Below are 25081 nucleotides of genomic sequence, written 5' to 3'. Positions count from 1 at the left end.
GTCAGCCTCGGTCGGGGTCGATCGTGTCGAAGAAGCGGGTCATCAGGTCGTCGCCTTCGACCGGTTCGCTGCCGGCCATGACGGCGATGGACAAGGCAATCAGCGAGGAGGTCGGCGTGTGCGTGGCGGCCCCGGCCCGTAGGTTCATCACCAGCGTCGGGCAGAGGAACAGCGCCAGCCGCACGACCCGCCGCCAATCGTCCGGCAGGAGACCGCGGTCCTTCAGAGTGGCAAGCAAGGGCCGCCACAGACCTTCGGCCTTGGCTTCGAGCAGGTCGCGCCGCACGGGGCTCAGGCCATGATTGGTGGTGACCCGCAGCAGCTCGCCATCGAGCTCCGCCTCGGCGGTGAAGCGCTCGGTCGCCAGTGCCGGATCATAAAGCCAGAGCGGATGGGCCAGAATATTGTGAAAGGTCGTTTTCACCTCGGCGAGCAGGCTCGGAACATGGTCGCCGGCAAAGGCTGGGTCGAAGAAGGCCAGTCGCGCCGTCTCTCCGTGCCGCTCGTACCAGACGTTCGCATTGTGGGCGTCCCCATGCGCCGTCACCCCGCCCGCATCCGCAAGCATCTCCGGCGCCAGCCGACGATGCGCCGCCTCGAACAAGGCGCCGATACCGTCTTGGTAGGTGATGCCATTCACGCAGAAGCGCAAAGTGGACAGGCGGTCCCAGTCGAGCGCCAGGCCGGGAAAGTCGAAGTGTTGGCCGACATAGAAGCGCGCCAGACGGCCGCCCGGAAACTGGCCGCCCGGCGGGTCGATCAGGCGCTCGAAGAACAGGCGGTGGATCGGCTCGGCCGCCACCTCCTGCGCCGAGACCGGATGCAGCGTGTCGCGATAGACCCTGAACAGCTCCGCATTGAGGACGCCTTCAGCCGCCACCGCGCGGGCGCGCTCAGTGGGGTCATCGGCCAGATCCAGCGTCCGCAGCACGTCTGAAAATCGCGGATCGCTGCGGCGGCGATAGACGAGGATCTGTTCGCCGGGAAGCACCGACATCAGCACCGGCTGGTCGACCGGCAGGCCGGCGCGGGCGAGCAGGTCGGCGCGGTAATATTCGCCGCTCATCGCCTCCTCGCCTTCCTCCTGGTGAAACTTGAAGAAGAAGGCGCCGTCGTCGGTCTCGAAGAAGCCGTTCAGCGAATTGAGGCTGTACTGGTCATGGTTGATGGCGAGCCCGCGTGGGTGGATCGAAAAGAGGTCGGCAAGCAGGGCCGTCAACATCGCCTCGGCGCGCGCGTTGTCGCCGCTCCTGGCGATCCGGCGGATCTCCGCCGTGCGGCTCGCGGATGCGCTCATGTTCTGCTCTGCTCTCATTTGGCGCCATGCAGATAGCGGCTGCCGAGCACGTAGCGGCTGCCGACATAGGTCAGCGTGTTGACGGTGGCGATGACCGGGCCGGACCAGGTCTTGCGGTGAAGAACCAGGCAGCTGTCGCCCGGGCGCATCTGCAGAAGTGCGGCCTGTTCCGGCCCGGCCGGCCTGGCGCTGATCAGATGTTCCACCTCGGTCAGCGGCGTGGCGTTCTGCAGATAGTCATAGGTGGTCATCCGGGTGAAATCCTGCTCCAGATAGAAGGACACCAACGCCGGATTGACGAAGCGCTCCTCGAGCTGCACCGGGACATCGTTTTCGAAGTGCAGGACCACGGAATGGTCGACCGGGCGCAACGTGTCGAACTCGAAGGCGATCAAAAGCTCCGGCGAGGGGGTCTCGATCCGTTCGAGCGCCACGACGGCGGCCCGATACCGGCTGCCACGCGCGGTGATCTCGGTCGCGATATTGCTGATCTCGATCAGCGTCGATTGCGGGCGCGGCGGGGCGACGAAGGTCCCGACGCCCTGGATGCGGCGCAGATGTCCCTCGGAGGTCAGCTCCCGCAGCGCCCGGTTCACCGTCATGCGTGAGACGCCCAGCGTCGAGACCAGCTCGTTTTCCGACGGCAGGCGCGTGTTGCGCTCCCATTTACCGCTGCCGATATTGCCGAGCACGAAGTCCTTCACCTTCTCGTAGAGCGGCGAAGCGGATTCGGGCAGCATCTCCATGGTTCGTGTCTCCACTTTGGCCGGCAGTGCGGGGTTCGCCATGGCCAACCTCACTCCGCCACATGGATGATGGTCTTCAGCCCGCGCGCCTCGCCGCGCAGCAGGCGCTCATAGGCGTCGGGCACCGCATCGAGGTCGAGCAGGATGGTGGCGAAGCGCGTCAGGGCAGGTGCGAGCTCGGGAAGCAGCGCAATTGCCTCCGGCAGCTCGTCGCCGAAGGCGTGGCAGCCGAGGAGCGCGATCTCGCGCTCGACCAGATGGTTGGGATCGAGCGCCAGCCGCCCGTGCGAGATGCCGACCAGGGCCAGCGCGCCGCCACCGGAGAGAAGAGACAGCGCCGTCTCGATCGCCGCGACGCTGCCGGTCGCGTCCAGCGCATAGCGAAGCCGTTGGGCCGGCAAGGCAGCTGCGATGCCCTCCGCCGTCAGCGCAATGACGATCCCCTCGCAGACCTCGGCCACCAGCGCGGCTTTGTCGGCGTTGAGATCGGCAAGCAGGAGCGGACCGTCATGCAGGCGGGAGAGGAGGAGCGCGCAAAGGCCACCGATCGTGCCGCAGCCGAGGACAAGCACGGGTTCGCCCGGCGGCGGACGCAGCCGGCGCACGGCATGGAGCGCCACCGCCAGTGGCTCGGCCATGGCGGCGACGGTGGCGGGCAGGGAGGAATCGTGGCGGTGAAGGAGTGAGGCGGGCAGGGTCACCGCCTCGGCAAAGCCGCCGTCGCAGGCCTCGCCCACGAAGCCGAGCGCCTCGCAGATCTGGCGGCGGCCGCTCAGGCAGGCCGGGCAGGCGCCACAGGTGACGCGCGAATCCGCCGCCACCAGATCGCCGACGGCAAGCCTGCTCACCCCGGCCCCAAGCGCAGTCACGCGGCCGCAAAATTCATGGCCGGCGGTAGACGGGCTTCGCGTGATCCATTGTCCGGTCCGGTAATTGTGCAGGTCCGAGCCGCAAATGCCGGCGGCGCGCACGGAAAGCGTCACATGACCGGGCGGCGGCGGGGGGAGTGTCGCCACCGCCTCCAGCCGCAGGTCACGCGCCGCATGCAGCCGCACCGCCTTCATCCCTCAGGCGTCCTTCTTCAGATAGCGGGCGCGCAGCGGCGAGACGGCGAGCGCATGCGAGGAAAAGCCTTCATAGAGCGCCAGATTGTGCGAATGCCGGGCGAATTCCGGATAGGCGGGCGCGGTGACATAGCCGATCGAGGAGCGCTTGACGAAATCGGTCACCGAGAGCGGACCGAAGGTGCGCGCCCAGCGGCTGGTCGGCAGGACCGCATTCGGACCCAGCGAGAAGTTCGCGATCGAGACCGGCGTATGCGTGCCGAGCAGGATTTCCGCCGCTTCGGTGATATGGCCGAGATGGATGAAAGGCTCTTCCGAGAGGAGCTCCAGATGCTCGGGCGCATAGGCATTGACGAAGGCGTAGCTCTCCTCGATTGAAGAGGTCAGCACGATGCCGCCGGTCTTTCCGGTGAGCACGGTCTTGGAGAAGGCGACGCGCTGCTCGCTCATCTGCGCCCAGTGGTCGGGCAGGGCGGCCAGCGCCTCCTCCGCCACGCGGCGGCTATGGGTGACGAGATAGGCAGAGGAATCCGGCCCATGCTCCGCCTCGATCAAAAGGTCGAGCGCGGCAAGCCCGCCATGCACCGTGTCGTCGGCAAGGATCATCACCTCCGATGGACCGGCCGGCAGGCCGGTATCGATGACGCCGGCCAGCGCGCGCTTGGCCGCCACCACCCAGGGGCTCCCCGGGCCGACGATCTTCAGCGCCGGCTTCACCGTCTGCGTGCCATAGGCGACGGCCGCCACCGCCTGGGCACCACCGACCTTATAGACCGTCTCGACGCCCGCGAGCCGGGCGGCGACCAGAGTTGCGGCATCGACCGAACCGTCCGGCGCAGGCGGGGTGACGATGGCGAGGTTCGGCACGCCGGCCACCACGGCCGGCACCGAGGTCATCATGGTGACGGAGGGGAAGGAACCCTTGCCGCGTGGCACATAAAGCGCCACGGACTGGATAGGGGTGAAGCGATCGCCGGCGAAGGCGCCGGGGCGGATCTCCTTCAGCCACATGGCCTCCGGCTTCTGCTCCTCGTGGAAGTGGCGAATATTGTCGATGCCGAAGCGGATCGACTCCACGACGCTGTCGTCGACCAGCGTGAAAGCCGCGTCGAACTCGGCCTCGCTCACCCTCAGCGTCGCCTCGGTGACATCCGCCTTGTCGAGCTCCCGCCCGAAGCGGGCAAGCGCCGCGTCGCCCTCGGTGCGCACGGCCTCCAGGATGGGGGCGACCTTCTCGACGAAGCTCGAGAGATCGGTTTCCGAGCGCCGCAGGAGTGCGGTCTTCTGGTCGGCGGTCAGCGTCGCATAGTCGTAGAAAGACACGTCGGTCATGGTCAGGTCCTTGGCAGTGTCGGCGGCCCGCGCGCGGGGGCTCACTTCGATTTCAGGAAAATGTCGAGGCCGACCACGCGATCGAGGAGCGCGATCGCCAGGCCGGCCGAGAGAATGAACACGACGGAAATGGCGGCGAGATCCGGCGTGATGATCGATCGGATGGAATTGTAGATCTGGACCGGAAGTGTGACGCTGCGGGCATCGACGAGCAGCAGGCTGACCAGGAATTCGTTGAGCGCCAGGATGAACATCAGCAGCGAGCCGGTGATGACCCCGGGCAGAACGGCGGGGAGCGTGATGTAGAGGAAGCGCTGCAGCGGCGGCGCGCCGCAATTGGCGGCGGCGAGTTCCAGGTCGGGCGAGAGGTTGCTGGCGCTGGCCGTCACCGCCCAGATCATGAAGGGCAGGTTGATGACCGCGCATGCAAGGCCGACCGGCCAGAGCTGGCCGAGCACGCCGAGATTGCCGAAGACCAGCATCATGCCGATGCCCGAGCCGATCAGAGGGATGGTGAAGGGCAGCAGCAAATAGACCTGCATGGAGCGGGCAAAGCGCACCCGATATTTGGCGAGCGCGATGCCGGCCAGCGTGCCGACCGGGATCGAGACGAGCGTGCAGATGGCGGCGACGATCAGCGAGCGCCAGAAGGCCTGGCGCAGATCGCTCGCTTGGGCGATCTTTGCATACCATTTCAGCGAGAAACCCTCCGGCGGGAAGGTGATCATGTTGCCCGACGTGAAGGATGCCCCGAGCACGACGATGGTCGGCGCAGAGAGCATCAGGAGCGCCAGGGCGACGAAGGTCCAGAGGGTGACGGATTTGCTGCGGCTCCCGGTCATGGCGTTCTCCGCTCGCCGCCCATGGCCAGCGTGCCCGCGCCGAAGAGCAGGAAGACGACGCCGACCAGCATGGAGCCGACCGCGACCAGCATCAGCGACAGCGTGGCGCCGAGCCCCTGGTCGGAGGTGCGGAAGAACTGGTCGTAGATCGCATTGGCGATGAAGTCCTGCCGCCCGCCGCCGAGAATGGCGGGGATGGCGAAGTCGGTCAGCGAGAGCGTGACGACCACCAGCCCGGCGCCGACGAGGCCCGGACGGGCGAGCGGCAGCACGACATGGCGGAAGGTGCGCACCCAGTTGGCGCCGAGCGAAGCGGAGGCGGCCTCGAGCTCGGCCGGAATGGCGGTGAGCGCCGGCGCCAGCATAAGGACCGCGAAAGGCAGCATATATTGCACCAGGCCGAAGAGCACGGCGGGGTAATTGTAGAGGAGCTGCATCGGCGGGACACCGACGAGGCCCAGCGCCTCGTTCACCATGCCCTGGCTGCCGAGGATGATCAGCCAGCCATAGGCACGCACCACCTGGCCGATGAAGAAGGGGAGGAACAGGGCGACGAGCAGCAGCTTGCGCAGGCCGGAGGAGGAGGTGCGCACCATCAGATAGGCATAGGGAAAGGCAAAGATCAGCGTGACGGCGGTGACGATCAACGCGCCGATCAGGCTGCGGCTGGCGACGGTGAGGAAGAAGGGCTCGGTCAGCACCCGCCGGTAATTGTCAAGCGTCCTGACGTCCGAAAGGAGAAAGGTGCTGGTGTCGAGCGTGCGCAGGCTCGTATCGCCGATCTCGACGAGGCCCAGAACCAGAAGCCCGACGAGAAGCAGCGCCGGCAGCAGCATGAGATAGGGCAGGGCACGGCCGAACCGCACCGGCCAGACCAGCGCCGCCAGGTGTTCCAGCGCATCCATGAGGCGCCATGTCAGGGGATAGGCGGCACGGGGCGTGCGCATCAGGCCTTCCTTACCATTGGTCGAAAGCCCGCCGCCGAACGCGCTCCGGCGGCGGGCACTGCCGGGCTCAGCCCTGCATGATTTCCTTGAACTTGGCGAACCACTGGCTCTCGTTCTCGACCTGCACCTTGGAGGAGATGCGGATCAAATGTTTGAAGTCGTCCTCCTTGGTCGGGTAGGAGGGGTCGTTGGCGAGGTCGGCCGGCGGGTTAACGCCGGGAATGACGCCCGGCAGGCCGAGGCCGTCGAGCCAGATCTGCTGGGCTTCCTTGGTCAGCGCGTGGTTGATGTACTGCTTGGCCCAGTAGAGCTCGTTCTCCGGCAGGCCCTTGGGGATCCAGAGGCCGTCGGTATCGAACTTTGCACCTTCCTCCGGCACCACCCAGGCGATCTCGATGCCGTTCTTCTTGGCCTCGCGCGCATTGGTGGAGATGGTGCAGGCGGCGTCGATCTCGCCTTTCTGGAACCAGGTGGTGAAATCCGGATCCTCGCCGAGCAGCGGGTTCTGCGCCTTGATCTTGGTGATGAAATCCCAGGCTGGCTGCATATTGCCGGGGATATCTTCAAGCTTGCCGCCGCCGGCGACCTGGGCGGGGAAATGGAAGCCGATGCCGTCATTATAGAGCGCGATCCGCCCTTTCAGCTTCGGGTCCAGGAGGTCCTTCCAGCTCTTCGGCGGGCCATCGGGGAAGGCGGAGGGGCGATAGGCCAGCACATAGACATAGCCATAGGTGTTGACGATCGGATAGCCGTCGAGGCCGACGGGCTTGGCGAGATCCGTGGCGTTCTTGAGGTTCGCCAGGTCGGAAAGATCCTCGGTGACGCCGCGCAGCGCCGATTTGGTGGCGTTGGTGGTCGTATCCCAGTTGATGTGGATCGGCGGAACGCGCTTCTGCGCCACGGCCGCCCAGACCTTCGGCTGGATCTCGTTGTCTTCGGTCAGGTCATGGCGAACGGCGATTCCGGTCTCCTTGGTGAAGCTGTCGGAGACGCCGGCCTTCAGCGCCTCGACCCAGCTGCCGCCCCAGGCGCGCACGATGATTTCGCTGGGCTTCTCCGGCGCCTGGGCGAAGGCGCGGGGCACGCCGAATGTGGAGAGGCCGGCCGATGCCCCGGCCGCCGCCATGGAGGCAAGCAGGGTCCGGCGGCGCAGGCTCGCGGACAGGATCTTCTCGTCTGACATTGAATCATTCTCCTCTGGCTGGACCTTCTCGGGGTCACTTTCGAAAGACGTGCATGTCCCGGACATTCCAGCCGAGCCGGACGGCATCGCCGGGGCGAAATTCGAGATGGGATTCGGCATCATGGTCGAAGACGCGCATCCGGACGCCGCCGAGCGCGGGAACGCTAAGCTCATAGACCATGCGCTCGCCCTCGAAGATACAGTCCTCGACGCGGGCCTCGACGAGGGTCGTAAGCCCCTCGAGCGGCGCGGAGAGCGGAGCAATGCGGATCTGCTCGGCCCGGATCGCTCCGGCACAGGCAGCGCCCGGCGCAAGACCGGCCTCGGCCGCAAGGCCCGAGATCGGCAGGCCGGCCGCCTCGATCGTCACCGCCGGACCATCGAGCGCGGAGACGCGGCCTTCCAGAAAATTGGTGACGCCGATAAAATTGGCCACGAAGGCGTTGGACGGGTTGCGATAGGCTTCGACCGGCCGTGCCTTCTGCTGGATGCGGCCGCCCTCCATGACGATCACCTCGTCCGACACCACGAGTGCCTCGCGCTGGTCATGGGTGACGTTGATGGTGGTGACGCCGAGCTCCTTCTGGATGCGACGGAATTCCAGCTGCATCTCCTCGCGCAGCTTGCGGTCGAGCGCGGCCAGCGGTTCGTCGAGCAGCAGCAGGTCCGGCTCGAACACGAGCGCGCGGGCGATGGCGACGCGCTGCTGCTGGCCGCCGGACAGCTCATTAATTCGCCGCCCGCCATAGCCGCCGAGCCGCACGAGATCGAGATAGCGCTCGACCTTGGCCGGGATGGTTCGCGCATCATGGCGACGCATCTTCAAGGGGAAGGCGACATTCTCGGCCGCCGTCATATGGGGAAAGAGCGCCAGCTTCTGGAAAACCATACCGATGGCGCGCGCATGGGGCGGCACGGCGCTGACCGGCGCGCCGTTGATGAAGATCTCGCCGCTCGTCGGCCGGTCAAAACCGGCGATCATGCGCAGAAGGGTCGTCTTGCCGGAGCCCGAGGGGCCGAGGATGGTAAGGAAGCGTCCACGCGGCAGGTCGAAGGAGGCATCCTCTACCGCCCTGACCGGGCCGAAGCGCATGCCGACATTCTTCACCGAAACGGCGATCGTCTCGGTCGCGGACACGGCCTGCCGAAATCCGGCACCAGCAACGCCCATGGCGTCCCCCTCACTGCCCTTGGCCAAGCCGCAGTCTGACCCCTAAAAAGGTCGCCGAACGCTGACACAATCGCCACCTTGTCATGACTTGTCTATACAGGTCCGTACAAGCTGGGTCAATGGAAGTGACAATGTTTTGCGCTGCAACCGAGACTGCGAAAGTTTTGTGCAGAGGCGATGAGCTTTAATTGCCTAGCCCCTACATTTCTTGCCATTTCCCAGGAAAAACAAGCACACGCCAATGCGTGTTCACAAGCTCTTATGCAACTCGGAGACATTGGCAAGCCTCAGATCGAGGCGAGATAGCCGCCGTCGACGGGGATGCAGTGGCCGTTGATATAGGCGGCCGCGTCGCTCGCCAGGAAAACCGCGACGCCGCCAATATCGCTCTCTCTGCCGAAACGACCCTGCGGGATCTTGGCGAGCATGGTCGCCTGCCAGTCTTCGTTTTCATAGAAGACCTCGGTCATGGCCGTGCGGAAATAGCCGGGGGCGATCGCATTGACGCGGATCCCCTTCGGCGCCCATTCCGCGGCGAGCGCACGCGTGACACCGAGCAGGCCGGATTTCGAGGCGCCATAGGGCACGGCGGTCGGGATGCCGACATAGGAGGTGAGCGAGCAGAGATTGATGATCGACCCCTGTCCTGCTTCCGCCATGATCCGGCCGGCCGCCTGGGCGCAGAAGAAGGCGCCCTTCAGATTCGTGGAGAGGATCTGGTCCCAGAGGGCCTCATCGACGTCGAGCGAGGGGCTGACGCTTTCGAAGCCGGCATTGTTGACCAGAATGTCCAGACCGCCGAGCGCCACCGCCGCCTCGGCGGTCACCCGCCCGCAGGCCTCGACATCGCGCACATCCTGCGCCAGCGTCAAGGCCCGCCGGCCGGTGGCCTCGATCCTCGCTTTGGTCTCGCCCAGCGCGTCGACGCTGCGGGCGGTGATGGCGAGGTCGGCGCCCGCTTCCGCAAGCGCGAGCGCGATGCTCTGGCCGATCCCGCGGCTGGCACCCGTCACCAAGGCGCGGCGGCCGGAAAGGTCGAAGGTGGGACGGGGCATGGAAATCTCCGGGCTGATTTCAGCTCAAAGGGCTGAGAGGGGATGACAGCAAGGCATGGGCCGAAAGTCCATCCGCCGGCTGCCCCATCCCCCGTTTTCGGCGAGCCTCGCCTCTCTTCACTCGCCGCAGCCCAGGCGCGGCCGGAACTTCAGGACTCCTAGGGTGTTTGAAAGGCATGTTTCAACGAAGGAGATGCACCATGTCGACCACCACACGCGGGCGCAATCAGGACCGGGCCCAGGTCGCTGCCGGACAGGATCACGAGCTGCGCTACGAGGCGGAGAAGGAAGGCGTGTCGAAGGACATCGTCGCCAAGACCGTCAAGTCCGTCGGCAACAGCCGCAAGGCAGTCGAGGACAAGCTCGACGCCAAGCACTGATCCACGCCGGCATTCTGCCGATCGCCCGGCGCCCTATCCGGCGCCGGGCCGCTCTGCGCGCTGACCGGGAACAAGCAGGCGGCCAATCGGTTGCTTGCGACCCCTCCTCACCGCAACCCATGTCGAAAAGAGCCATGTCCTCCCCACCCGATTTCTCCCTGACACGACGCAGCGTGCTCGCCGCCACCACGGCGACGCTCGCCGCATCCGCTTTGCCGGCCTTTGGCCAAACGACCGAGAAGGAGGCTTCCGCGATGGAAGACCCGACGACGAAGTATCCCAAGCCGCCCTTCGAGAAGCAGTCGCAGCCCTTCCCCGGGCTCGCCGGCAAGATGGTGCCGAAGCCGGATCACGGCGAGACCTCCTACAAGGGCTCCGGGCGGCTTGTCGGCCGCAAGGCGCTGATCACCGGCGGAGATTCCGGCATGGGTCGCGCTGCCGCAATTGCTTACGCCCGCGAGGGCGCCGATGTGGCGATCAACCATCTGCCGGACGAAGAGCCGGATGCGCGCGAGGTGATCGCGCTGATCGAGAAGGAAGGCCGCAAGGGCGTGGCTCTGCCGGGCGATCTGCGCGACGAGGCCTTCTGCGAGAAGCTTGTCGAGGATGCCGCCGCCGCGCTGGGCGGGCTCGATATTCTCGTCAACAATGCCGGCCGCCAGCAACAGGCCCAGGCGCTGACCGATATCACCTCGGACGCCTTCGACGCGACGATGAAGACCAATATCTATGCGATGTTCTGGCTGACCAAGGCGGCGCTCAAGCACCTGAAGCCGGGCTCCGCCATCATCCAGACCACCTCCGAACAGGCCTATGACCCGTCGGAGAACCTGGTTGACTATGCCATGACCAAGGCAGCCGGCATGAACTTCACCAAGTCGATGGCCAAGCAGCTCGGGCCCAAGGGCATCCGCGTCAACGGCGTGGCGCCGGGGCCGATCTGGACGCCGCTGCAGGTCTCGGGCGGGGCGACCATGGAAAAGCTGATGCAGTTCGGTGGCGATACGCCGCTCGGACGCCCCGGCCAGCCGGCCGAACTTGCCTCCATCTATGTCCAGCTGGCCGATAGCAGCGCCAGCTATGCGACCGGCCAGGTCTATGGCGCCGCAGGCGGCGGTGGCCAACCGTAAGGCGGCCGATACGAACAGCCGCGAGCGGCCTTAAAGACAGGAAAGCCGGCATGGGTCGCATGCCGGCTTTCCTCGTTTCAGGCTGCCGCTTTACGGGCGGCATTCAAGGATCAGAACTCGAAATCGCCGCCCTCGTCGCCGCCGGCATCTCCGGCGTCGCCGGCATCCTCGGCGGCCGGCGTCTCAGCGGCCACGGCGTCACCGGCAAACATGCTGCCGATCGCACTGCCGATCAGCATGCCGCCCGCCACGCCCATGGCGGTCTGGGCAGCTCCGGCCAGGAAGCCGCCGCCGCCCGGGCCGCGCATGCCGCCCTGGGCGCCTGGATAGCGGGGCTGAGGTGCGGCCGCCTGGCCGCCCCAGGGGCTGTTGGCGGGCGCCGGGGGCACCGGATTGCGTGGCGGGGCCGAAGGCTGGCTGCTGCCGCCGAACAGGCTAGAGAACAGCCCGCCGCCGGAGGCTCGCGGCGCATTTTGCACCTGATATTCGAGTTCGCGGATGCGCTGCTCGGCCTGGGCGAGAGCCTGGTCCTGCACCACGATGGTCTGCGCCATCAGATAGGGGGCGGCCGGCTGGCTTGCCATGCGCTCGCGGATGAAGGCGTCGGCCTCCCGGTCGATCTGGGGGCTCTGCCGTTCGACATCGGCAATCCGCGTAAAGAGCCCGTCGATTGCCTGGCGGTCGTTCACGTCCATGAGGGTCGTCCTTTCGGGTTGATCTGCGCTGTCCGACGGCGCCCTTGGGCCATGCGCCGGACAACAGGGGTCCGTCGCGTGCCGGGGCACGCGGCGAAAGGGTCATCGATGCGGTTCGAAACGGAGGTTCCGGGAGCCGGCGGCGGTTTTGCGCCGCCGCCAGCAAGGCCGGATGAGCGCGGAGACTTGGCCCCGCGCGGCCGTCGCTTATTCTTCGCGCTGGCCGGTCAGCTGCAAGAGCAGCTGGAAGATGTTGACGAAGTTCAGGTAGAGCGAGAGGGCCCCGAAGACGGCGAGCTTCTGCTGGCTCTCCTGGTCCATGTTCTCGGCGAACTGCTCCTTGATGTTCTGCGTGTCGTAGGCGGTCAGGCCGACGAAGACGACGATGCCGATCACCGAGATGGCGAACTGCAGGGCAGACGAACCCAGGAAGATGTTGACGATCGAGGCGATGACGACGCCGATCAGGCCCATCATCAGGAACGACCCCATCTTGGACAGGTCAGCCTTCGTCACATAGCCATAAAGGCTGGTGGCGCCGAACATGGTGGCGGCGATGAAGAAGGTGCGCGCGATCGAGGTTCCGGTGAAGACCAGGAACACGGAGGCGAGCGACAGGCCCATCACCGCACAGAAGGCCCAGAACATCCCCTGTGCCGCGCCGGCCGACATGCTCTGCAGGCGGAAGGACATGAACATGACGAAGGCGAGCGGCGCCAGCATGACCACCCATTTGAGCGGCGTGTTGAAGATCGGCACATAGAGGGCCGGCGTCGTGCCGACGATGAAGGCGACGAGGCCGGTCAGGACCAGGCCGAGGCCCATATAGTTGTAGACGCGCAGCATATGCTGGCGGAGCGCCTCATCCAGATAGGCGCCCTGGCGCACACTGGCATAGCCTTGGCGCGGGTCGGTGAAGCTCATGGTTCAGTCTCCTTGGTTGAGGGTCTTGTTGAGGTAAGGGTCAGTAGAGCGTGCGGGAGAGGCGTTCCGCCTCGTCCGAAAGCACGATCTTACCTTCCCCGGCAGCGACGAGCGCATAGGCGACGTCGCCGATCTGCCAGGATGCGGCCTGCGTGCTGCCGATCGTGAAGGTGGCGACGGTCTTGACGGCAAAGGCGCCGGGCCGAACCGCGAAGAGCGAAAGTGGCCCTTTGCCGGGCGCATCGATGGCGAGCTCGACGCTCGGCCCGAAGCGCGAGGGGAAGACCTGCGCATCGACCACCTTCCAGTCGCGCGGCAGCTCCGGCAGCACGATGGCGGTCGCGGCCCGGATCTCTTCCGGATCGTAAGTCTCGCCTTCGGGCTGCGAGGGCATGCCCTCGCGCAGCACGGCGGTCTCGTGTGCCCGCACCGCTTCCTCGACATGGGCCGGCGGCGGCTCGGAGGCCACCACCTCGGTGGCGCGGAAAGGGCCGAGCGCACTGCCGGCCGCCCAGCCGCCCGCAACCAGCAGGCCGACAGCGGCGATCCTCTGCAGGCGGTGCCCGAGATGGGCGGTGCGCAGCGCCCGCTCCAGCCGCCGTGCGGCCTCGCGGGTCTCGCGCGCCTCGCCGCCATTGCTCGCCGGCCCCAGCGCCTGGCGCAGCTGGCCGCGCAGGCTGAGATCCGCCATTACCCGCGCCGCCGCATCCGGCCGGCTTGCGAGATAGGCTTCCACCGCCGTGCGGCGGGCTGCGGTCAGCTGGCCATCGACATAGGCGTCGAGGTCGGACTGGACGATCGGTTCGCCGGTCGGATCAATCGCGGTCATTGTCGGTGCCTCCAACGATCTTCAAATGCGAGACGGGTGCGGCGCCGTCCTCGAATTCCCGCAGCCGGGCCCGGGCCCGTGCAATGCGCGACATCAGCGTGCCGACCGGAATGTTGAGGACGCGGGCCGCCTCCTGATAGCTGAGCTCGTCGATCGCGACGAGGTGAAGCGCCGCCCGCTGCTCCTCCGGAAGCGATGCGAAAGCAGCTCGCAGCTGGCTCAGCCGCACGTGGTCGTGCTGGCCGCCGTCGCGTCCCTCATCCTGAAGATAGGCCGCATCCTCGGCACGGCGCGCCAGCGAGCGGCGCCGGCGCAGCCCGTCCACATGGGTATTGTGCAGAACGGAGAGGAGCCAAGCCTTCAGGTTGCCGCCGGAGCGGAAGGTCGGCCGCTTCTCATAGGCGCGAACCAGCGCATCCTGCACCAGGTCTTCCGCATCGACCGGATCGCGCGTCAAGGCACGCGCGTAGCGGCGGAGCGCGCCGATCTGGCCGATGACATCGAAGGGGCTCGTCTTGTCGTTCATGCCCCATATACGCCGCTGCCCGGCGACTTATTCCCGGAGTCCTCAAAAAATGTCGCTGCCCGCATCGTTTTCTTGCAGGTCTTACGAGTCTGGCTCGAAACGAGGCAGAGGTAGGGTTCCGTTAAGCTTATCAGCGCATTCTCACGCAGGTCGCCACAAAAGAAGGATTCGCGCCTTGATGTGGACAGAAAGGGCAGTGTCGCGCTTCTGGGAGGGCGCGCGGCTGGACAGGCAGCAACCACGCCGCTGCGCCCGCGCCGCGGCCCGAGGAGGCATTTCCATGGCAGTCCATCTGATGAAAATGCTGCTCAACATCATCGCGGCCTTCACGCTCGTGTCGATCGTCGCACTGGTGATGATCGTCTGAGTTGTTGATCGCCTGAAGCCGGCTGGCCGGCTTACGGATACAGATTGTGCGCGCGCCATTCGCCATGCGGCACGCGGGCGCCGATCTGATAGCTGAAGGAGACGATGCCGATGCGGTCCGCCTCCGTCCGGCAGCGGAAGGCAAGGCGATACCATTCCCCCTGGCTGCGGAACACCGCCCCGGGCGCCTCGATGCGCGTCTCGTCCATGTTGGGATCGGAAAAGGCGTAGGCGATCACCTTGTCGGCCTTGAAGCTTGTCTTGCCGCGGGTGATGCGTTCCATCGCTTCTGTATCGCAGCGCTGCTCCAGCCGCGTCTGGGGATCGAGCTTCTCGAACTGGCGGACCATCGCCTGATCGATCGCAAAGGCGTTGCCGCTCGTCAGGATGAAAAGAGAAAGGGTCGCAGCGCCGCGTCGAATCATAAGTCGCCTCCTTTTGCCGGGGAAGCGGCCCCTTCAATGCGCCGAATGGGACCATAGGATGGCAGGCGGCAGAGAGCTCACGCGCAGACGTCGATCCATTCGGCGTTCGAAAGCTCCGCCATGCGCTCCGGCGCGATCCGCACCGCCGCATTGATGGCGCCGGCCGCGGGAACCACCACGTCGAACGCGCGCAGCGAGACATCGCAATAGACCGGCAGCGGTCGCGGCAGACCGAAGGGGCAGACCCCGCCGACCGGATGGCCGGTCTCGGCCTCGACCTCGGACAGGTCGAGCATCTTCGCCTTGACCTTGAAACGATCCTTGAATTTGCGATTGTCGAGCCGGGCATCGCCGCGGGTTGCGATCAGGATGACCTCGGGACCGACGCGCAGCGCGAGTGTCTTGGCGATCTGCGCCGGCGAGACGCCATGACCCGCCGCTGCCTCGGCAACGGTTGCCGTGCTCTGGTCGAGCTCGATTACGGTAATGTCGGGGGCGTGGGTGGCGAAGAAGTCTTTGACGGAGGCAAGGCTCATAAGGGGCTCTCAGCGGAACATGGGTCCGGCAAGGCCGGAAGAGCCGGCCGCCTGGCCGGCCCTTCGTCTTCTCAGTCGTCGTTCGACGCGTCAAGCTCTTCCGGGCGCAGGCCTTCCTGGACGTGCGGCAGATAGCCGTGGCTTGAGAACCAATTTTCCAGGATCGCAGCGATCGCCTCGTCACGCGTCTGGATATCCGGATGGTCGGCGATGAAGGCTTTCAAGGCCGCTTCGAGAGTCTCGTTCATGATCGTGCCTCCGCTTGCTCGGGCGTCAGGCCCGCTTGATCACGCGGATCAGGAGAAGAAGAAGGATCGCCCCGATCGTGGCATGCACGATGGCCGCCAGAATTCCGCCGCCAAGCCGGAAGCCAAGCGCGGGAAACAGGTAACCGGCGATGACGGCGCCGAGAATGCCAATGATGATATTGCCGAGTAGCCCGAAGCCGTAGCCGGAGACGACGAGCCCAGCCAGCCAGCCGGCGATGGCCCCGATGAGAAGAAAGACGAGAAGCGATTCAATGCCCATGGACGGTTCCTTTCCTGATGGATCGAACCGTCAACTAGGGCGGGCTGGCCTGACTGGCAGTGGCGGGACGCTGATTTCGTAATCGGGAACTCGAAGGATGTGCCCTTCAGAAAACCGGGGGCCTCACGACTTTGCGGTCGTCGTCGATGTTGATCAGCACCGATAGGGCGCCGAGCGTCAGAACAGCGAGCAAGGTGGCACTGTATGCGAGAACAATCATTGTCCGTTCCCCCGCGTCATCATCATGATGAGGTTTCATCGAACCTGAGCAAGCTTGCCCGGGTCTGACCTCCCAATGCGTCAAGTCTCAGCATTATTGGCTCCCTGCTAGGCTGGCAATTACTAGGATTAGGGAGTGAAAACTCGGTGTGTCCTGTCAGCCTCATCCCCTGTTTTGCGGGGATTTGCATGGTCTTCTGTACTCGCTGTTAACCTTCAAGCAAGGAATTAACCATAAGTATTGTCTCACACGTCGGAATGGGGCCAAGCTGGCTCTCGATGGCATGATGCCGATCCGCCGCGCCGGTTTCAGTCCGGCATGTTCCACCGCATCGATCACCTCCCCCACGGCCCTTTTTGGACCTGGAGTTGCCGCATGGCCCTCTGCGCTTTCGCAGGCGGTCTGCCGGATCGTCGATGCGTTTGAAAATGTCCCGGCACCAAGGGGGGAGCCGGACGGATGATCCGGCCGGCCGCATCGATCGCGCGTCGCTGGGATCGAGCGATGAGGTTAAGGCGTGGAGCAGGAAGCGGCAGAACAATCTCGGAGGGCGCAGGCGGGCAGCCTGGTCGAGCGCCTGAGATTTGCCGGCCTCGACACGGCCGAGACCGAAGCGCTGCGCCGTCATCGCCCGCTGCTGCAGGCCGAGGTCGAAAAGGGCCTGCGCGATCTTTTCCAGCGGCTGCAGGCATCGTCCGATGCCGCCCGCCAATTTACCAGCGACCGGCAATTCGACCGGCTGCATGATCTTTATTCCGCTCACTGGGCCGTCCTGACCGACGCCCGCTTCGACAGTCTCTATGCCGAGCGCGTCAAGGTGCGCTCCGATGCCGAAAGCCGCATGGCGCTCGATCCGCGCTGGCAGCTGGCCGGTCAGGCCGTCGTGCTGGAGCACCTTGTGCTGGCCGCGGTCGACATGCTGTGGCCGAAGAGCGTCATCGGCGGCAAGGGCAAGCGGGGCGAACTGACGACACTGCTCTCCGCCCTGATCCGCACGGTGTTCGTCGATACCGAAATCGGCGTCTCCCTGCGCTTCAACGAGTTGCGCGTCTCCTCGCAGCGGCAGATGGCTGATGCGCGGGCCACCACGGAAGCGGACATGGTCTCGGCCATCGCGGCTGTGGCCGATGCGATCGTCGCCGATGATCTCACCGCCCGCATCGCCGACTCGGCGCCGGAGGCGCTCGGCGACACCGCAAGAAATCTCAATGCCGGACTGGACACCCTCGAAGGCTGCCTCCTGGCGCTCGATACCGGATTGGGTGGCGCGCGGGACCAGGCGCAAGCGATCAGCGCCGAGGCAGGCCGCATCGCAACCGCCGCGCAGGGCGGCGCCGAGGCGATCGAGCGCGCCGGTGCCGGCATCGCCGAACTGTCCGGCAAGCTCGCCGAGACCGCGGCCGAAAGCCAGGCGGCCGAAAAGAGCGTCGTCTCCACCCAGGGCTCCGTCGAGCAGAGCGGCGAGATTGCCGGTCTGGCGATTTCCGCGATGGCCGATATCGAGGCCTCCGCCGAAAAGATCGGCCAGATCATCGGGGTGATCGACGAGATCGCCTTCCAGACCAACCTGCTTGCGCTCAATGCCGGCATCGAGGCGGCGCGGGCCGGCGAAAGCGGGCGCGGTTTTGCCGTTGTCGCCCAGGAGGTGCGCGCGCTCGCCCAGCGCTCCGGCGATGCGGCGCGCGAAATCAAGCAACTGGTATCCTCCACCAAGGCGCAGGTGGAAGCCGGCGTCGAGCGCGTCGGCCGCACTCAGGATGCGATCAGCCGGATCGTCGATCAGGTCAGGGCCATCAGTGCCGCCGTGTCCGGCATTGCCCGCCGGACGAGCGAGGAGATCACCGATCTCGGCCAGCTGAAGAGCGAGGTCGATCGGGCTGGCCGCGAGGTCCGCGCCGTCGATGCGGATGCGGGACGCGCTGCCGAGGACGGCGCCGCCCTTGTCTCGGTGCTGGTCGAACTCGGCGCCAGGACCCAGCAGTTCACCCTGCGGCGGGAACCGGTGCGCGCTGGCGCGCGTCCGGGAGCCCGCGCCGGGGCGCAACGCCCGGCGCTTCCGCGCCATCCGGTCGAGGATGCAGACGGTGACCCTCTGCTGACAAAACCCTTGAGAGCCTTGGGAGGACGAGCATGAACCGCCATCATGATCATTCCCTGTTTGGACTGCGCCAGGCGCCGTCGCGCAACTGGCCGGTTCGCCATGCCGAAGCGCGCGATCTCCTTTTCGGTACTTCGCCGACCGCCACGCCGATGCAGGTGACCGGCCGCTGCGCCCTGCCGTTCATCGTCTCATCCAGCAACCGCCTGCTCAGACAAGGGAATTGATGCAATGCCTGCTCGGAAAGCCGCACCGCAAACGCTGGCGCTCGCGCCGGTCCTCGATCTCAACGAGGCCAGCGCTCTGCATGCAAAACTGATGGAACTGCGCGGCAGCGCCGTCGAGGTGGATGCCTCCTCGGTCGAGCGGGTCGGTGCGCTCTGCGTCCAGGTGCTGATGGCCGGGGCGAAAGCATGGGAAGAGGAAAAACTGTCCTTCACCTTTTCGAAGATGTCGGACGCGTTCGCAAAAACCACACAGCTCATCGGGGTCGATGTTGACCGTCTGATGTCCAAGGAGATCTGAAATGAAAAAGAAGGTTCTCACCGTCGACGACTCGCGGACGATCCGGAACATGCTTCTGGTGACGCTCAACAATGCGGGTTTCGAGACGATCCAGGCCGAAGACGGCATTGAAGGGCTTGAGGTCCTCGAGGACGCCAATCCGGACGTGATCGTGACCGACATCAATATGCCGCGTCTCGATGGCTTCGGCTTCATCGAAGGCGTGCGCCGCAACGAGAAGTACCGCGCCATCCCGATCCTGGTGCTGACGACGGAAAGCGACGCGGAAAAGAAAAACCGCGCCCGCCAGGCCGGCGCCACCGGCTGGATCGTCAAGCCATTCGACCCGACGAAGCTGATCGACGCAATCGAGCGCGTCACGGCCTGACGAAGCCGATGCGAGCGGATCCTCCGCCCGCATCCTCGCCACGCAGTCGTCATTTCAAAACCCGTCAGGACGCACGCCCATGGACATGAACGAAATCAAAGAGATTTTCTTCCAGGAATGCGAGGAGCAACTCGCAGAACTGGAATCTGGTCTCCTGCGGCTGAACGATGGCGATCGGGATCCTGAGACTGTCAACGCCGTATTCCGCGCCGTCCACTCGATCAAGGGTGGCGCCGGGGCCTTCGGCCTGGATGATCTTGTTTCCTTCGCGCATGTCTTCGAGACCACCCTCGACTGCGTCCGCTCGGGCAAGCTCGAGCCGACGCCCGAAGTTCTCAAGGTCATGCTGAAATCGGCCGACGTCCTCGCCGATCTCACCAACTGCGCCCGTGACGGGGGCAGCGTCGACGAGGCCCGCTCGCGCCAGCTCATCCGCGAACTGGAGGCCCTGGCGCACGGGACCCCGGTTGCGCCCGCCGCCGATGCACCCGCCAAGCCTGCTGCTGCAAAGCCCGCCCCGGCCAAGGCTGCCGCGCCCAAGCCCGCAGCACCGGCTGCTGCGCCGGCCGCAAGCGAGGAGGGCTTTGCCCCCGTCGCCTTCTCCTTCGACGAGTTCGAGGGCGCGGACGAGGCGTCTGCCCTGCCGCTCTATGAAATCACCTTCAAGCCCAAGAATGATCTCTACCGAAAGGGCAACGAGGCGACGCTGCTGCTGCGCGACCTCGCACGTCTCGGCGAGATGAGCATCCATTGCGATACGGACAGCCTGCCGAGCCTCGACCAGCTGAACCCGGAGAGTGCCTACTTCTCCTGGAAGATTTCGCTGCGCACCGACAAGGGCGAGGATGCGATCCGCGCCGTGTTCGAATTTGCTGAATGGGACTGCGATCTCGACGTGGTCGAGACCGTCGAGGGCGCGGACGCGGCTCCGGGCGAAGAGCTGCCGATGCAGCCGGTGCCCTTCGATCTCTCTTCGCTGTTCGACGATCACGAGCCGGTGCTCGGCGTCGTCGAGGAGGAAGACCATCTTACCGCCGAGCATGAGGGCGCGAAGGCTGCCGCCGAGACGGCGAGCAATGTGCTGCAGATGGCAAGTGCGGCGGCCAAGAGCGCCGACACCGGGCGCGCGTCCGCAGCAAGCGCCGCCGCCAACAGCGCTGCCGCGTCCGCTTCGGCCCAGCAGGCCGCAGCGGCCGGCCAGACGATCCGCGTCGACCTCGACCGCGTCGATCGCCTGATCAACCTTGTCGGCGAGCTCGTCATCAACCAGGCCATGCTCTCGCAGAGCGTGATCGAGAACGACACGAACGGGACGTCGTCGATCAATATGGGTCTCGAGGAGCTGCAGCAGCTCACCCGCGAGATCCAGGACTCGGTGATGGCAATCCGCGCGCAGCCGGTGAAGCCGGTCTTCCAGCGCATGGCCCGCACCGTGCGCGAAATCGCCGATATCACCGGCAAGTCGGTCCGCCTCGTTACCGAGGGCGAGAACACCGAAGTCGACAAGACGGTCATCGACAAGCTGGCCGAGCCGCTGACGCACATGATCCGCAACGCCGTGGACCATGGTCTGGAAATGCCGGAGAAGCGCATCGCGCTCGGCAAGAACCCGGAAGGCACGGTGCGGCTGACCGCCAAGCACCGCTCGGGCCGCATCATCATCGAGCTCGCCGACGACGGCGCCGGCATCAACCGCGAACGGGTTCGCCAGAAGGCGATCGACAACGACCTGATCGCCGCCGATGCCAATCTGTCGGACGAGGAGATCGACAATCTGATCTTCCATGCCGGCTTCTCGACCGCCGAAAAGGTCTCGGACCTGTCCGGCCGCGGCGTCGGCATGGACGTCGTCAAGCGCTCGATCCAGGCGCTCGGTGGCCGCATCAACATCTTCTCGCGCCCCGGCCAGGGTTCGGTCTTCACGATGAGCCTGCCGCTCACCCTCGCCGTGCTCGACGGCATGGTGGTCACCGTCGCCAACCAGACGCTGGTTGTGCCGCTGACGGCCATCGTCGAGACGCTGCAGCCCGATCAGGCCTCGATCCATTCCTTCGGCGCCTCGCAGCGGCTGATCTCGATCCGCAACTCCTTCTGCCCGCTGGTCGATGTGGGGCGGATCCTCAATTTCCGCGCCACGCAGGCCAATCCGGTCGAAGGCGTCGCGCTGCTGGTGGAATCGGAAGGCGGCGGCCAGCGCGCCCTGATGGTCGATGCCATCCAGGGGCAGCGCCAGGTCGTGATCAAGAGCCTGGAAGCCAATTACACGCATGTGCCGGGCATTGCCGCCGCCACCATTCTGGGCGACGGCCGCGTGGCTCTCATTCTCGATGTAGATGCGGTTGTCTCCGCCTCGCGCGGGCAGCCGCTGAAGATGGAAATGGCGTTGGCAGCTGCAGGGTAAGACTATGACGCTCGCGAAAACGATGATCAACGATGCACGGGAGCTGATCGCGTTCAGGATCGGTGACCAGGAGTTCTGCGTGGACATCATGTCCGTGCGGGAGATCCGCGGCTGGACGCCGGCAACACCCATGCCGCATTCGCCCTACTACATGCTCGGCGTCATCAATCTGCGCGGCGCGGTGCTGCCCATCGTCGATCTGGCGGTCCGCTTCGGTATGCGGCCCTCGGAACCGACGGTGCGGCATGTGATCATCGTCGCGCAGGTACGGACGAAGGTGGTCGGGCTGCTGGTCGAGGCGGTTTCGGACATCTTAACCGTTACGAACGACAATATCCAACCGACGCCGGACATGAGTTCCGACTTCGAAAGGACCTTTGCCCGCGGCGTGCTCGCGATCGACAAACGCATGATCTGCCTGATCGAACTGGACGCCGTGTTTCCCGATACCGAAAGCGAAGCCGCATGAACAGAATGGCCGCCATCGACCCCAAACTGTCGCCGGACGAATGTCTGGCGAGCGGAGAATATCCGCTGACACGGCGCGACCTCTCGGAGATCGCGGCCATGATCTATTCCGATGCCGGCATCTTCCTGAACGAGAGCAAGGCATCGCTGGTCTATTCGCGGCTCTCCAAGCATATTCGCAATCTGGGTCTGAGCGGCTTCCGGGAATATTGCGCGCTCGTCGCCTCGCCTGCGGGCGCGGCCGAGCGGCGCGACATGCTGTCGCATCTGACCACGAACTTCACCCGCTTCTTCCGCGAGAACCATCATTTCGATCATCTGCGTGACACGGTCCTTCCCGGCCTGATCGCCCGCGCCAAGTCCGGCGGGCGGGTGCGGATCTGGTCGGCTGCCTGCTCGGACGGGCAGGAACCCTACTCGATCGCGCTGACGCTGCTTTCCGTGCTGCCGAACGCCGCCGACTATGACATCCGCATCCTGGCAACCGACATCGACCCGAAGATCCTCGCGATCGCCCGGGCCGGTGCCTATGACACGAATGCGCTGGAAACCGTAGCGCCGGCCATGCGCAAGCAGTATTTCTCGCAGGTCTCGCTGAATGGCCGCGAGAAGTGGCAGGTCGACGACCGGCTGAAGAAGCTGATCACCTTTAACGAGCTGAACCTCATGGCGCAGTGGCCCTTCCGGGGACCCTTCGACGTGATCTTCTGCCGCAATGTGGTCATCTATTTCGATGAGCCGACGCAGATGAAGATCTGGTCGCGCTTCGCCTCCATGCTCGATGTCGGCGGTCATCTTTATATCGGGCATTCCGAACGGGTGTCCGGCGATGCCAAGTCGGTCTTCGACAATACCGGCATCACAACCTACCGCTACACGGGCAAACACATGGGAGGCAGGGCATGACCGCACCGGCACGTGTTCTCGTGGTGGATGATTCGGCGACCATGCGTGGCCTGATCACCGCCGTGCTCAATGCCGATCCCGCCGTCAATGTCGTCGGGCAGGCCGCCGATGCGCTCGAAGCGCGCCAGGCGATCAAGGATCTCAATCCCGATGTCGTGACGCTCGACATCGAGATGCCGAACATGAACGGGCTCGATTTTCTCGAGAAGATCATGCGCCTGCGGCCGATGCCGGTCATCATGGTCTCGACGCTGACCCACAAGGGCGCCGAGGCTTCGGTGGCAGCTCTCGAGATCGGCGCCTTCGACTGCGTCGGCAAGCCGGCGCCGGGCGAGCTGCATCCCTTTGCCGATCTGGCGGAGAAGGTGAAGGCGGCGGCCCGTTCGCAGCGCAAGTTCATTCTCAGCGGCAACAAGAGCGCCGCTGCGCTCGGCCATGCCAACACCAACGCTCAGGCAGCGCCCACCATCGATTATCGAGCCGGCCGCAAGATCATTGCCATCGGTTCGTCGACGGGCGGCGTCGAGGCGCTGATCACGGTTCTTCAGAAGTTTCCGGCCAACTGCCCGCCGACCGTGATCACCCAGCATATGCCGCTGAACTTCACCAAGAGCTTCGCGGAGCGCTTGAACCGCCTCTGCGCGCCGACGGTGGAGGAGGCGACCGACGGGGCCCGGCTGGAGGTGGGCCGGATCTATCTGGCGCCGGGGGGAGACCGTCATCTGCAGGTAGTTAATCCGCATGCCCCGATCTGCCGTCTGGCGGAGCGGGACCCGGTCAACGGCCATCGACCCTCGGTCGACGTGCTGTTTGACTCGGTTGCGGAACTCGCCGGGCGCAATGCCATCGGCGTCATCCTGACGGGCATGGGGCGCGATGGCGCCTCGGGCCTGCTCAAGATGCGCAAGGCTGGTGCCCGGACCTTCGGACAGAATGAAAAGACATGCGTGGTCTACGGCATGCCGCGGGTCGCCTTTGAAATCGGCGCCGTAGAAACGCAATTGCCCCTCACCGCAATCGGGGAAGAAGTGTTGAAAAGCGCTGCCGCCCGAAGAGAAGGAACAGACTGATGTCGATCGCCGAGAAAATCAAAGTCCTGATCGTCGATGATCAGGTAACCAGCCGTCTTCTGCTCGGCGAGGCTCTGCAGAGCCTTGGCTTCACGCAGATCACCGTTGCCGCCGATGGCGAGCAGGGCATGAAGATCATGGCCCAGCAGCCGCACCACCTCGTCATCTCGGATTTCAACATGCCGAAGATGGATGGGCTGGGGCTGCTGCAGGCGGTGCGGACCAACCCCAACACAAAAAAGGCCGCCTTCATCATGCTGACCGCTCAGGGCGACCGCGCTCTGGTGCAGAAGGCAGCGGCCTTGGGGGCCAATAACGTGCTGGCCAAGCCATTTACGATCGAGAAGATGAGGGCGGCGATCGAAGCCGTGTTTGGGGCGCTCAAATGATTGCAGATACTGCGGCCAAGCGTGTGCATGTTATTCAGGGCGAGTTCAAGGTCGTAACGGACCCTGACGTGGTCCTGTCGACCATCCTCGGCTCTTGCGTGGCGGCCTGCATGCGCGATCCGGTCGCAGGGGTGGGGGGGATGAACCACTTTCTCCTGCCCGGCAGCGCCGATGCGCTGGCGGCCGGCGGCGATGCGACCCGCTACGGCGTCCATCTGATGGAGCTTTTGATCAACGGTCTTCTCAAGAAGGGGGCGAGGCGCGATCGGCTGGAGGCGAAGATCTTCGGCGGCGCGAAAACCATCGCGCGCTTCTCCAATGTCGGCGAGCAGAACGCCCTCTTCGCCCGCCGCTTCCTGCAGGACGAAGGCATCGCCATCGTCGGCGAGAGCACGGGCGGCGATCATGGCCGCAAGCTGGAATATTGGCCCTTGAGCGGCCGGGCTCGTCAATATGCCCTGACCGGCGTCGAGGCGCAGAAGGCGGTTGCCCAGGAAACCCGTCCGGCACCGGCACCGAAGCCGGCCGACACCTCGATCGAATTCTTCTAAAAGACTTTTCGCCCAAGCGGGATCGCTTTGGCACAGGAAACATCACCAAGAGGGGACCATACCCCCGCAATCGAACTGCGCCGGTAAAGCTTTTCAGGTTCGGGCGAGCG

At 65.3% G+C, this 25081-nt stretch carries 30 protein-coding genes; 13 read left to right on the top strand and 17 right to left on the bottom strand.

The genetic code is table 11. The features are described 5' to 3' along the window. Position 1: 1 nt before the first annotated feature. The 9 genes from ACLE20_RS03740 to ACLE20_RS03700 form a co-directional block, all read right to left on the bottom strand. On the bottom strand, positions 2 to 1222 hold the full coding sequence (locus ACLE20_RS03740) for a hypothetical protein (RefSeq protein ID WP_410939136.1): 1221 nt from the start codon (positions 1220 to 1222) through the stop codon (positions 2 to 4). Between the two features lie 89 nt (positions 1223 to 1311). After that, complete coding sequence (gene hutC, locus ACLE20_RS03735) at positions 1312 to 2043, bottom strand: histidine utilization repressor (protein WP_410939135.1); 732 nt, start codon at positions 2041 to 2043, stop codon at positions 1312 to 1314. Positions 2044 to 2093: 50 nt separating this feature from the next. Continuing rightward, positions 2094 to 3107, bottom strand: coding sequence for a zinc-dependent alcohol dehydrogenase (locus ACLE20_RS03730; protein ID WP_410938882.1), 1014 nt, complete (start codon positions 3105 to 3107; stop codon positions 2094 to 2096). A gap of 3 nt (positions 3108 to 3110) precedes the next feature. After that, positions 3111 to 4439 carry a histidinol dehydrogenase gene (gene hisD / locus ACLE20_RS03725; RefSeq protein WP_410938881.1) on the bottom strand — a complete coding sequence of 443 codons (1329 nt, stop codon included), beginning with the start codon at positions 4437 to 4439 and terminating at the stop codon, positions 3111 to 3113. A gap of 41 nt (positions 4440 to 4480) precedes the next feature. Then, positions 4481 to 5281, bottom strand: coding sequence for an ABC transporter permease (locus ACLE20_RS03720; RefSeq protein ID WP_410938880.1), 801 nt, complete (start codon positions 5279 to 5281; stop codon positions 4481 to 4483). Next, positions 5278 to 6228, bottom strand: a complete 951-nt coding sequence (locus tag ACLE20_RS03715) for an ABC transporter permease (protein ID WP_410938879.1) — start codon at positions 6226 to 6228, stop codon at positions 5278 to 5280. Before ACLE20_RS03715 ends, ACLE20_RS03720 begins: the two co-directional genes overlap by 4 nt. A 67-nt stretch (positions 6229 to 6295) precedes the next feature. Beyond that, positions 6296 to 7411, bottom strand: a complete 1116-nt coding sequence (locus tag ACLE20_RS03710) for an ABC transporter substrate-binding protein (RefSeq protein WP_410938878.1) — start codon at positions 7409 to 7411, stop codon at positions 6296 to 6298. 34 nt (positions 7412 to 7445) lie between these two features. Continuing rightward, positions 7446 to 8582: an ABC transporter ATP-binding protein gene (locus ACLE20_RS03705; protein WP_410938877.1), complete on the bottom strand. Its 1137-nt coding sequence runs from the start codon at positions 8580 to 8582 to the stop codon at positions 7446 to 7448. Between the two features lie 287 nt (positions 8583 to 8869). Next, complete coding sequence (locus tag ACLE20_RS03700) at positions 8870 to 9637, bottom strand: SDR family NAD(P)-dependent oxidoreductase (RefSeq protein ID WP_410938876.1); 768 nt, start codon at positions 9635 to 9637, stop codon at positions 8870 to 8872. A gap of 200 nt (positions 9638 to 9837) precedes the next feature. Here ACLE20_RS03700 and ACLE20_RS03695 point away from each other — a divergent pair, with 200 nt between their 5' ends. Both ACLE20_RS03695 and ACLE20_RS03690 read left to right on the top strand, forming a co-directional pair. After that, on the top strand, positions 9838 to 10017 hold the full coding sequence (locus ACLE20_RS03695) for a DUF3606 domain-containing protein (protein ID WP_410938875.1): 180 nt from the start codon (positions 9838 to 9840) through the stop codon (positions 10015 to 10017). 254 nt (positions 10018 to 10271) lie between these two features. After that, entirely contained in the window at positions 10272 to 11147 is an 876-nt protein-coding gene (locus ACLE20_RS03690; RefSeq protein WP_410939134.1) for an SDR family oxidoreductase, read from the top strand. A 110-nt stretch (positions 11148 to 11257) separates the two neighbouring features. Here ACLE20_RS03690 and ACLE20_RS03685 read toward each other — a convergent pair whose 3' ends face one another. From ACLE20_RS03685 to ACLE20_RS03670, 4 genes are all read right to left on the bottom strand, one after another. Next, positions 11258 to 11842, bottom strand: coding sequence for a DUF2076 domain-containing protein (locus tag ACLE20_RS03685; RefSeq protein ID WP_410938874.1), 585 nt, complete (start codon positions 11840 to 11842; stop codon positions 11258 to 11260). A 207-nt stretch (positions 11843 to 12049) separates the two neighbouring features. Next, a complete protein-coding gene (locus tag ACLE20_RS03680) occupies positions 12050 to 12766 on the bottom strand; it encodes a Bax inhibitor-1/YccA family protein (RefSeq protein WP_410938873.1) in 717 nt (238 codons plus the stop codon). Between the two features lie 40 nt (positions 12767 to 12806). After that, a complete protein-coding gene (locus tag ACLE20_RS03675) occupies positions 12807 to 13595 on the bottom strand; it encodes an anti-sigma factor family protein (RefSeq protein WP_410938872.1) in 789 nt (262 codons plus the stop codon). Next, complete coding sequence (locus ACLE20_RS03670; RefSeq protein ID WP_410938871.1) at positions 13582 to 14121, bottom strand: sigma-70 family RNA polymerase sigma factor; 540 nt, start codon at positions 14119 to 14121, stop codon at positions 13582 to 13584. The genes ACLE20_RS03675 and ACLE20_RS03670 overlap by 14 nt, the downstream gene beginning before the upstream one ends. A 175-nt stretch (positions 14122 to 14296) precedes the next feature. On the opposite strand from ACLE20_RS03670, the gene ACLE20_RS03665 reads away from it, so the two are divergent. Continuing rightward, positions 14297 to 14488 (top strand): hypothetical protein, encoded by a 192-nt coding sequence (locus ACLE20_RS03665; RefSeq protein ID WP_410938870.1) that lies wholly within the window; start codon positions 14297 to 14299, stop codon positions 14486 to 14488. Positions 14489 to 14519: 31 nt separating this feature from the next. Here the strand turns inward: ACLE20_RS03665 and ACLE20_RS03660 are convergent, their stop codons facing one another. The 4 genes from ACLE20_RS03660 to ACLE20_RS03645 form a co-directional block, all read right to left on the bottom strand. Beyond that, positions 14520 to 14909 carry a DUF930 domain-containing protein gene (locus ACLE20_RS03660; protein WP_410939133.1) on the bottom strand — a complete coding sequence of 130 codons (390 nt, stop codon included), beginning with the start codon at positions 14907 to 14909 and terminating at the stop codon, positions 14520 to 14522. 80 nt (positions 14910 to 14989) lie between these two features. Then, positions 14990 to 15448 carry a YbaK/EbsC family protein gene (locus ACLE20_RS03655; RefSeq protein ID WP_410938869.1) on the bottom strand — a complete coding sequence of 153 codons (459 nt, stop codon included), beginning with the start codon at positions 15446 to 15448 and terminating at the stop codon, positions 14990 to 14992. Positions 15449 to 15519: 71 nt separating this feature from the next. Next, positions 15520 to 15696 (bottom strand): hypothetical protein, encoded by a 177-nt coding sequence (locus ACLE20_RS03650; protein WP_410938868.1) that lies wholly within the window; start codon positions 15694 to 15696, stop codon positions 15520 to 15522. Positions 15697 to 15721: 25 nt separating this feature from the next. Beyond that, positions 15722 to 15976: a GlsB/YeaQ/YmgE family stress response membrane protein gene (locus tag ACLE20_RS03645; protein ID WP_410938867.1), complete on the bottom strand. Its 255-nt coding sequence runs from the start codon at positions 15974 to 15976 to the stop codon at positions 15722 to 15724. 737 nt (positions 15977 to 16713) lie between these two features. Here ACLE20_RS03645 and ACLE20_RS03640 point away from each other — a divergent pair. The 10 genes from ACLE20_RS03640 to cheD all read left to right on the top strand — a co-directional run bounded on the left by ACLE20_RS03640 (position 16714) and on the right by cheD (position 24971). Next, a complete protein-coding gene (locus tag ACLE20_RS03640) occupies positions 16714 to 18330 on the top strand; it encodes a globin-coupled sensor protein (protein ID WP_410938866.1) in 1617 nt (538 codons plus the stop codon). Then, complete coding sequence (locus ACLE20_RS03635) at positions 18327 to 18521, top strand: hypothetical protein (protein WP_410938865.1); 195 nt, start codon at positions 18327 to 18329, stop codon at positions 18519 to 18521. Before ACLE20_RS03640 ends, ACLE20_RS03635 begins: the two co-directional genes overlap by 4 nt. Positions 18522 to 18525: 4 nt before the next feature. Then, entirely contained in the window at positions 18526 to 18819 is a 294-nt protein-coding gene (locus ACLE20_RS03630) for an STAS domain-containing protein (RefSeq protein ID WP_410938864.1), read from the top strand. 1 nt (position 18820) lies between these two features. Further along, a complete protein-coding gene (cheY1, locus tag ACLE20_RS03625; protein WP_264220499.1) occupies positions 18821 to 19186 on the top strand; it encodes a chemotaxis response regulator CheY1 in 366 nt (121 codons plus the stop codon). A 79-nt stretch (positions 19187 to 19265) separates the two neighbouring features. Further along, positions 19266 to 21587: a chemotaxis protein CheA gene (locus ACLE20_RS03620; protein ID WP_410938863.1), complete on the top strand. Its 2322-nt coding sequence runs from the start codon at positions 19266 to 19268 to the stop codon at positions 21585 to 21587. Positions 21588 to 21591: 4 nt separating this feature from the next. Next, a complete protein-coding gene (locus ACLE20_RS03615) occupies positions 21592 to 22056 on the top strand; it encodes a chemotaxis protein CheW (RefSeq protein WP_410938862.1) in 465 nt (154 codons plus the stop codon). Next, a complete protein-coding gene (gene cheR, locus ACLE20_RS03610) occupies positions 22053 to 22961 on the top strand; it encodes a protein-glutamate O-methyltransferase CheR (protein WP_410938861.1) in 909 nt (302 codons plus the stop codon). The genes ACLE20_RS03615 and cheR overlap by 4 nt, the downstream gene beginning before the upstream one ends. Further along, entirely contained in the window at positions 22958 to 24031 is a 1074-nt protein-coding gene (locus tag ACLE20_RS03605) for a protein-glutamate methylesterase/protein-glutamine glutaminase (RefSeq protein WP_410938860.1), read from the top strand. Before cheR ends, ACLE20_RS03605 begins: the two co-directional genes overlap by 4 nt. Beyond that, a complete protein-coding gene (locus ACLE20_RS03600) occupies positions 24031 to 24420 on the top strand; it encodes a response regulator (RefSeq protein ID WP_410938859.1) in 390 nt (129 codons plus the stop codon). The genes ACLE20_RS03605 and ACLE20_RS03600 overlap by 1 nt, the downstream gene beginning before the upstream one ends. Further along, positions 24417 to 24971, top strand: a complete 555-nt coding sequence (gene cheD, locus ACLE20_RS03595) for a chemoreceptor glutamine deamidase CheD (RefSeq protein ID WP_410938858.1) — start codon at positions 24417 to 24419, stop codon at positions 24969 to 24971. The genes ACLE20_RS03600 and cheD overlap by 4 nt, the downstream gene beginning before the upstream one ends. The last annotated feature ends 110 nt before the right edge of the window (positions 24972 to 25081 follow it).

It is taken from the genome of Rhizobium sp. YIM 134829 (assembly GCF_046546455.1).
This window is presented reverse-complemented; position numbering and strand designations above follow the sequence as displayed.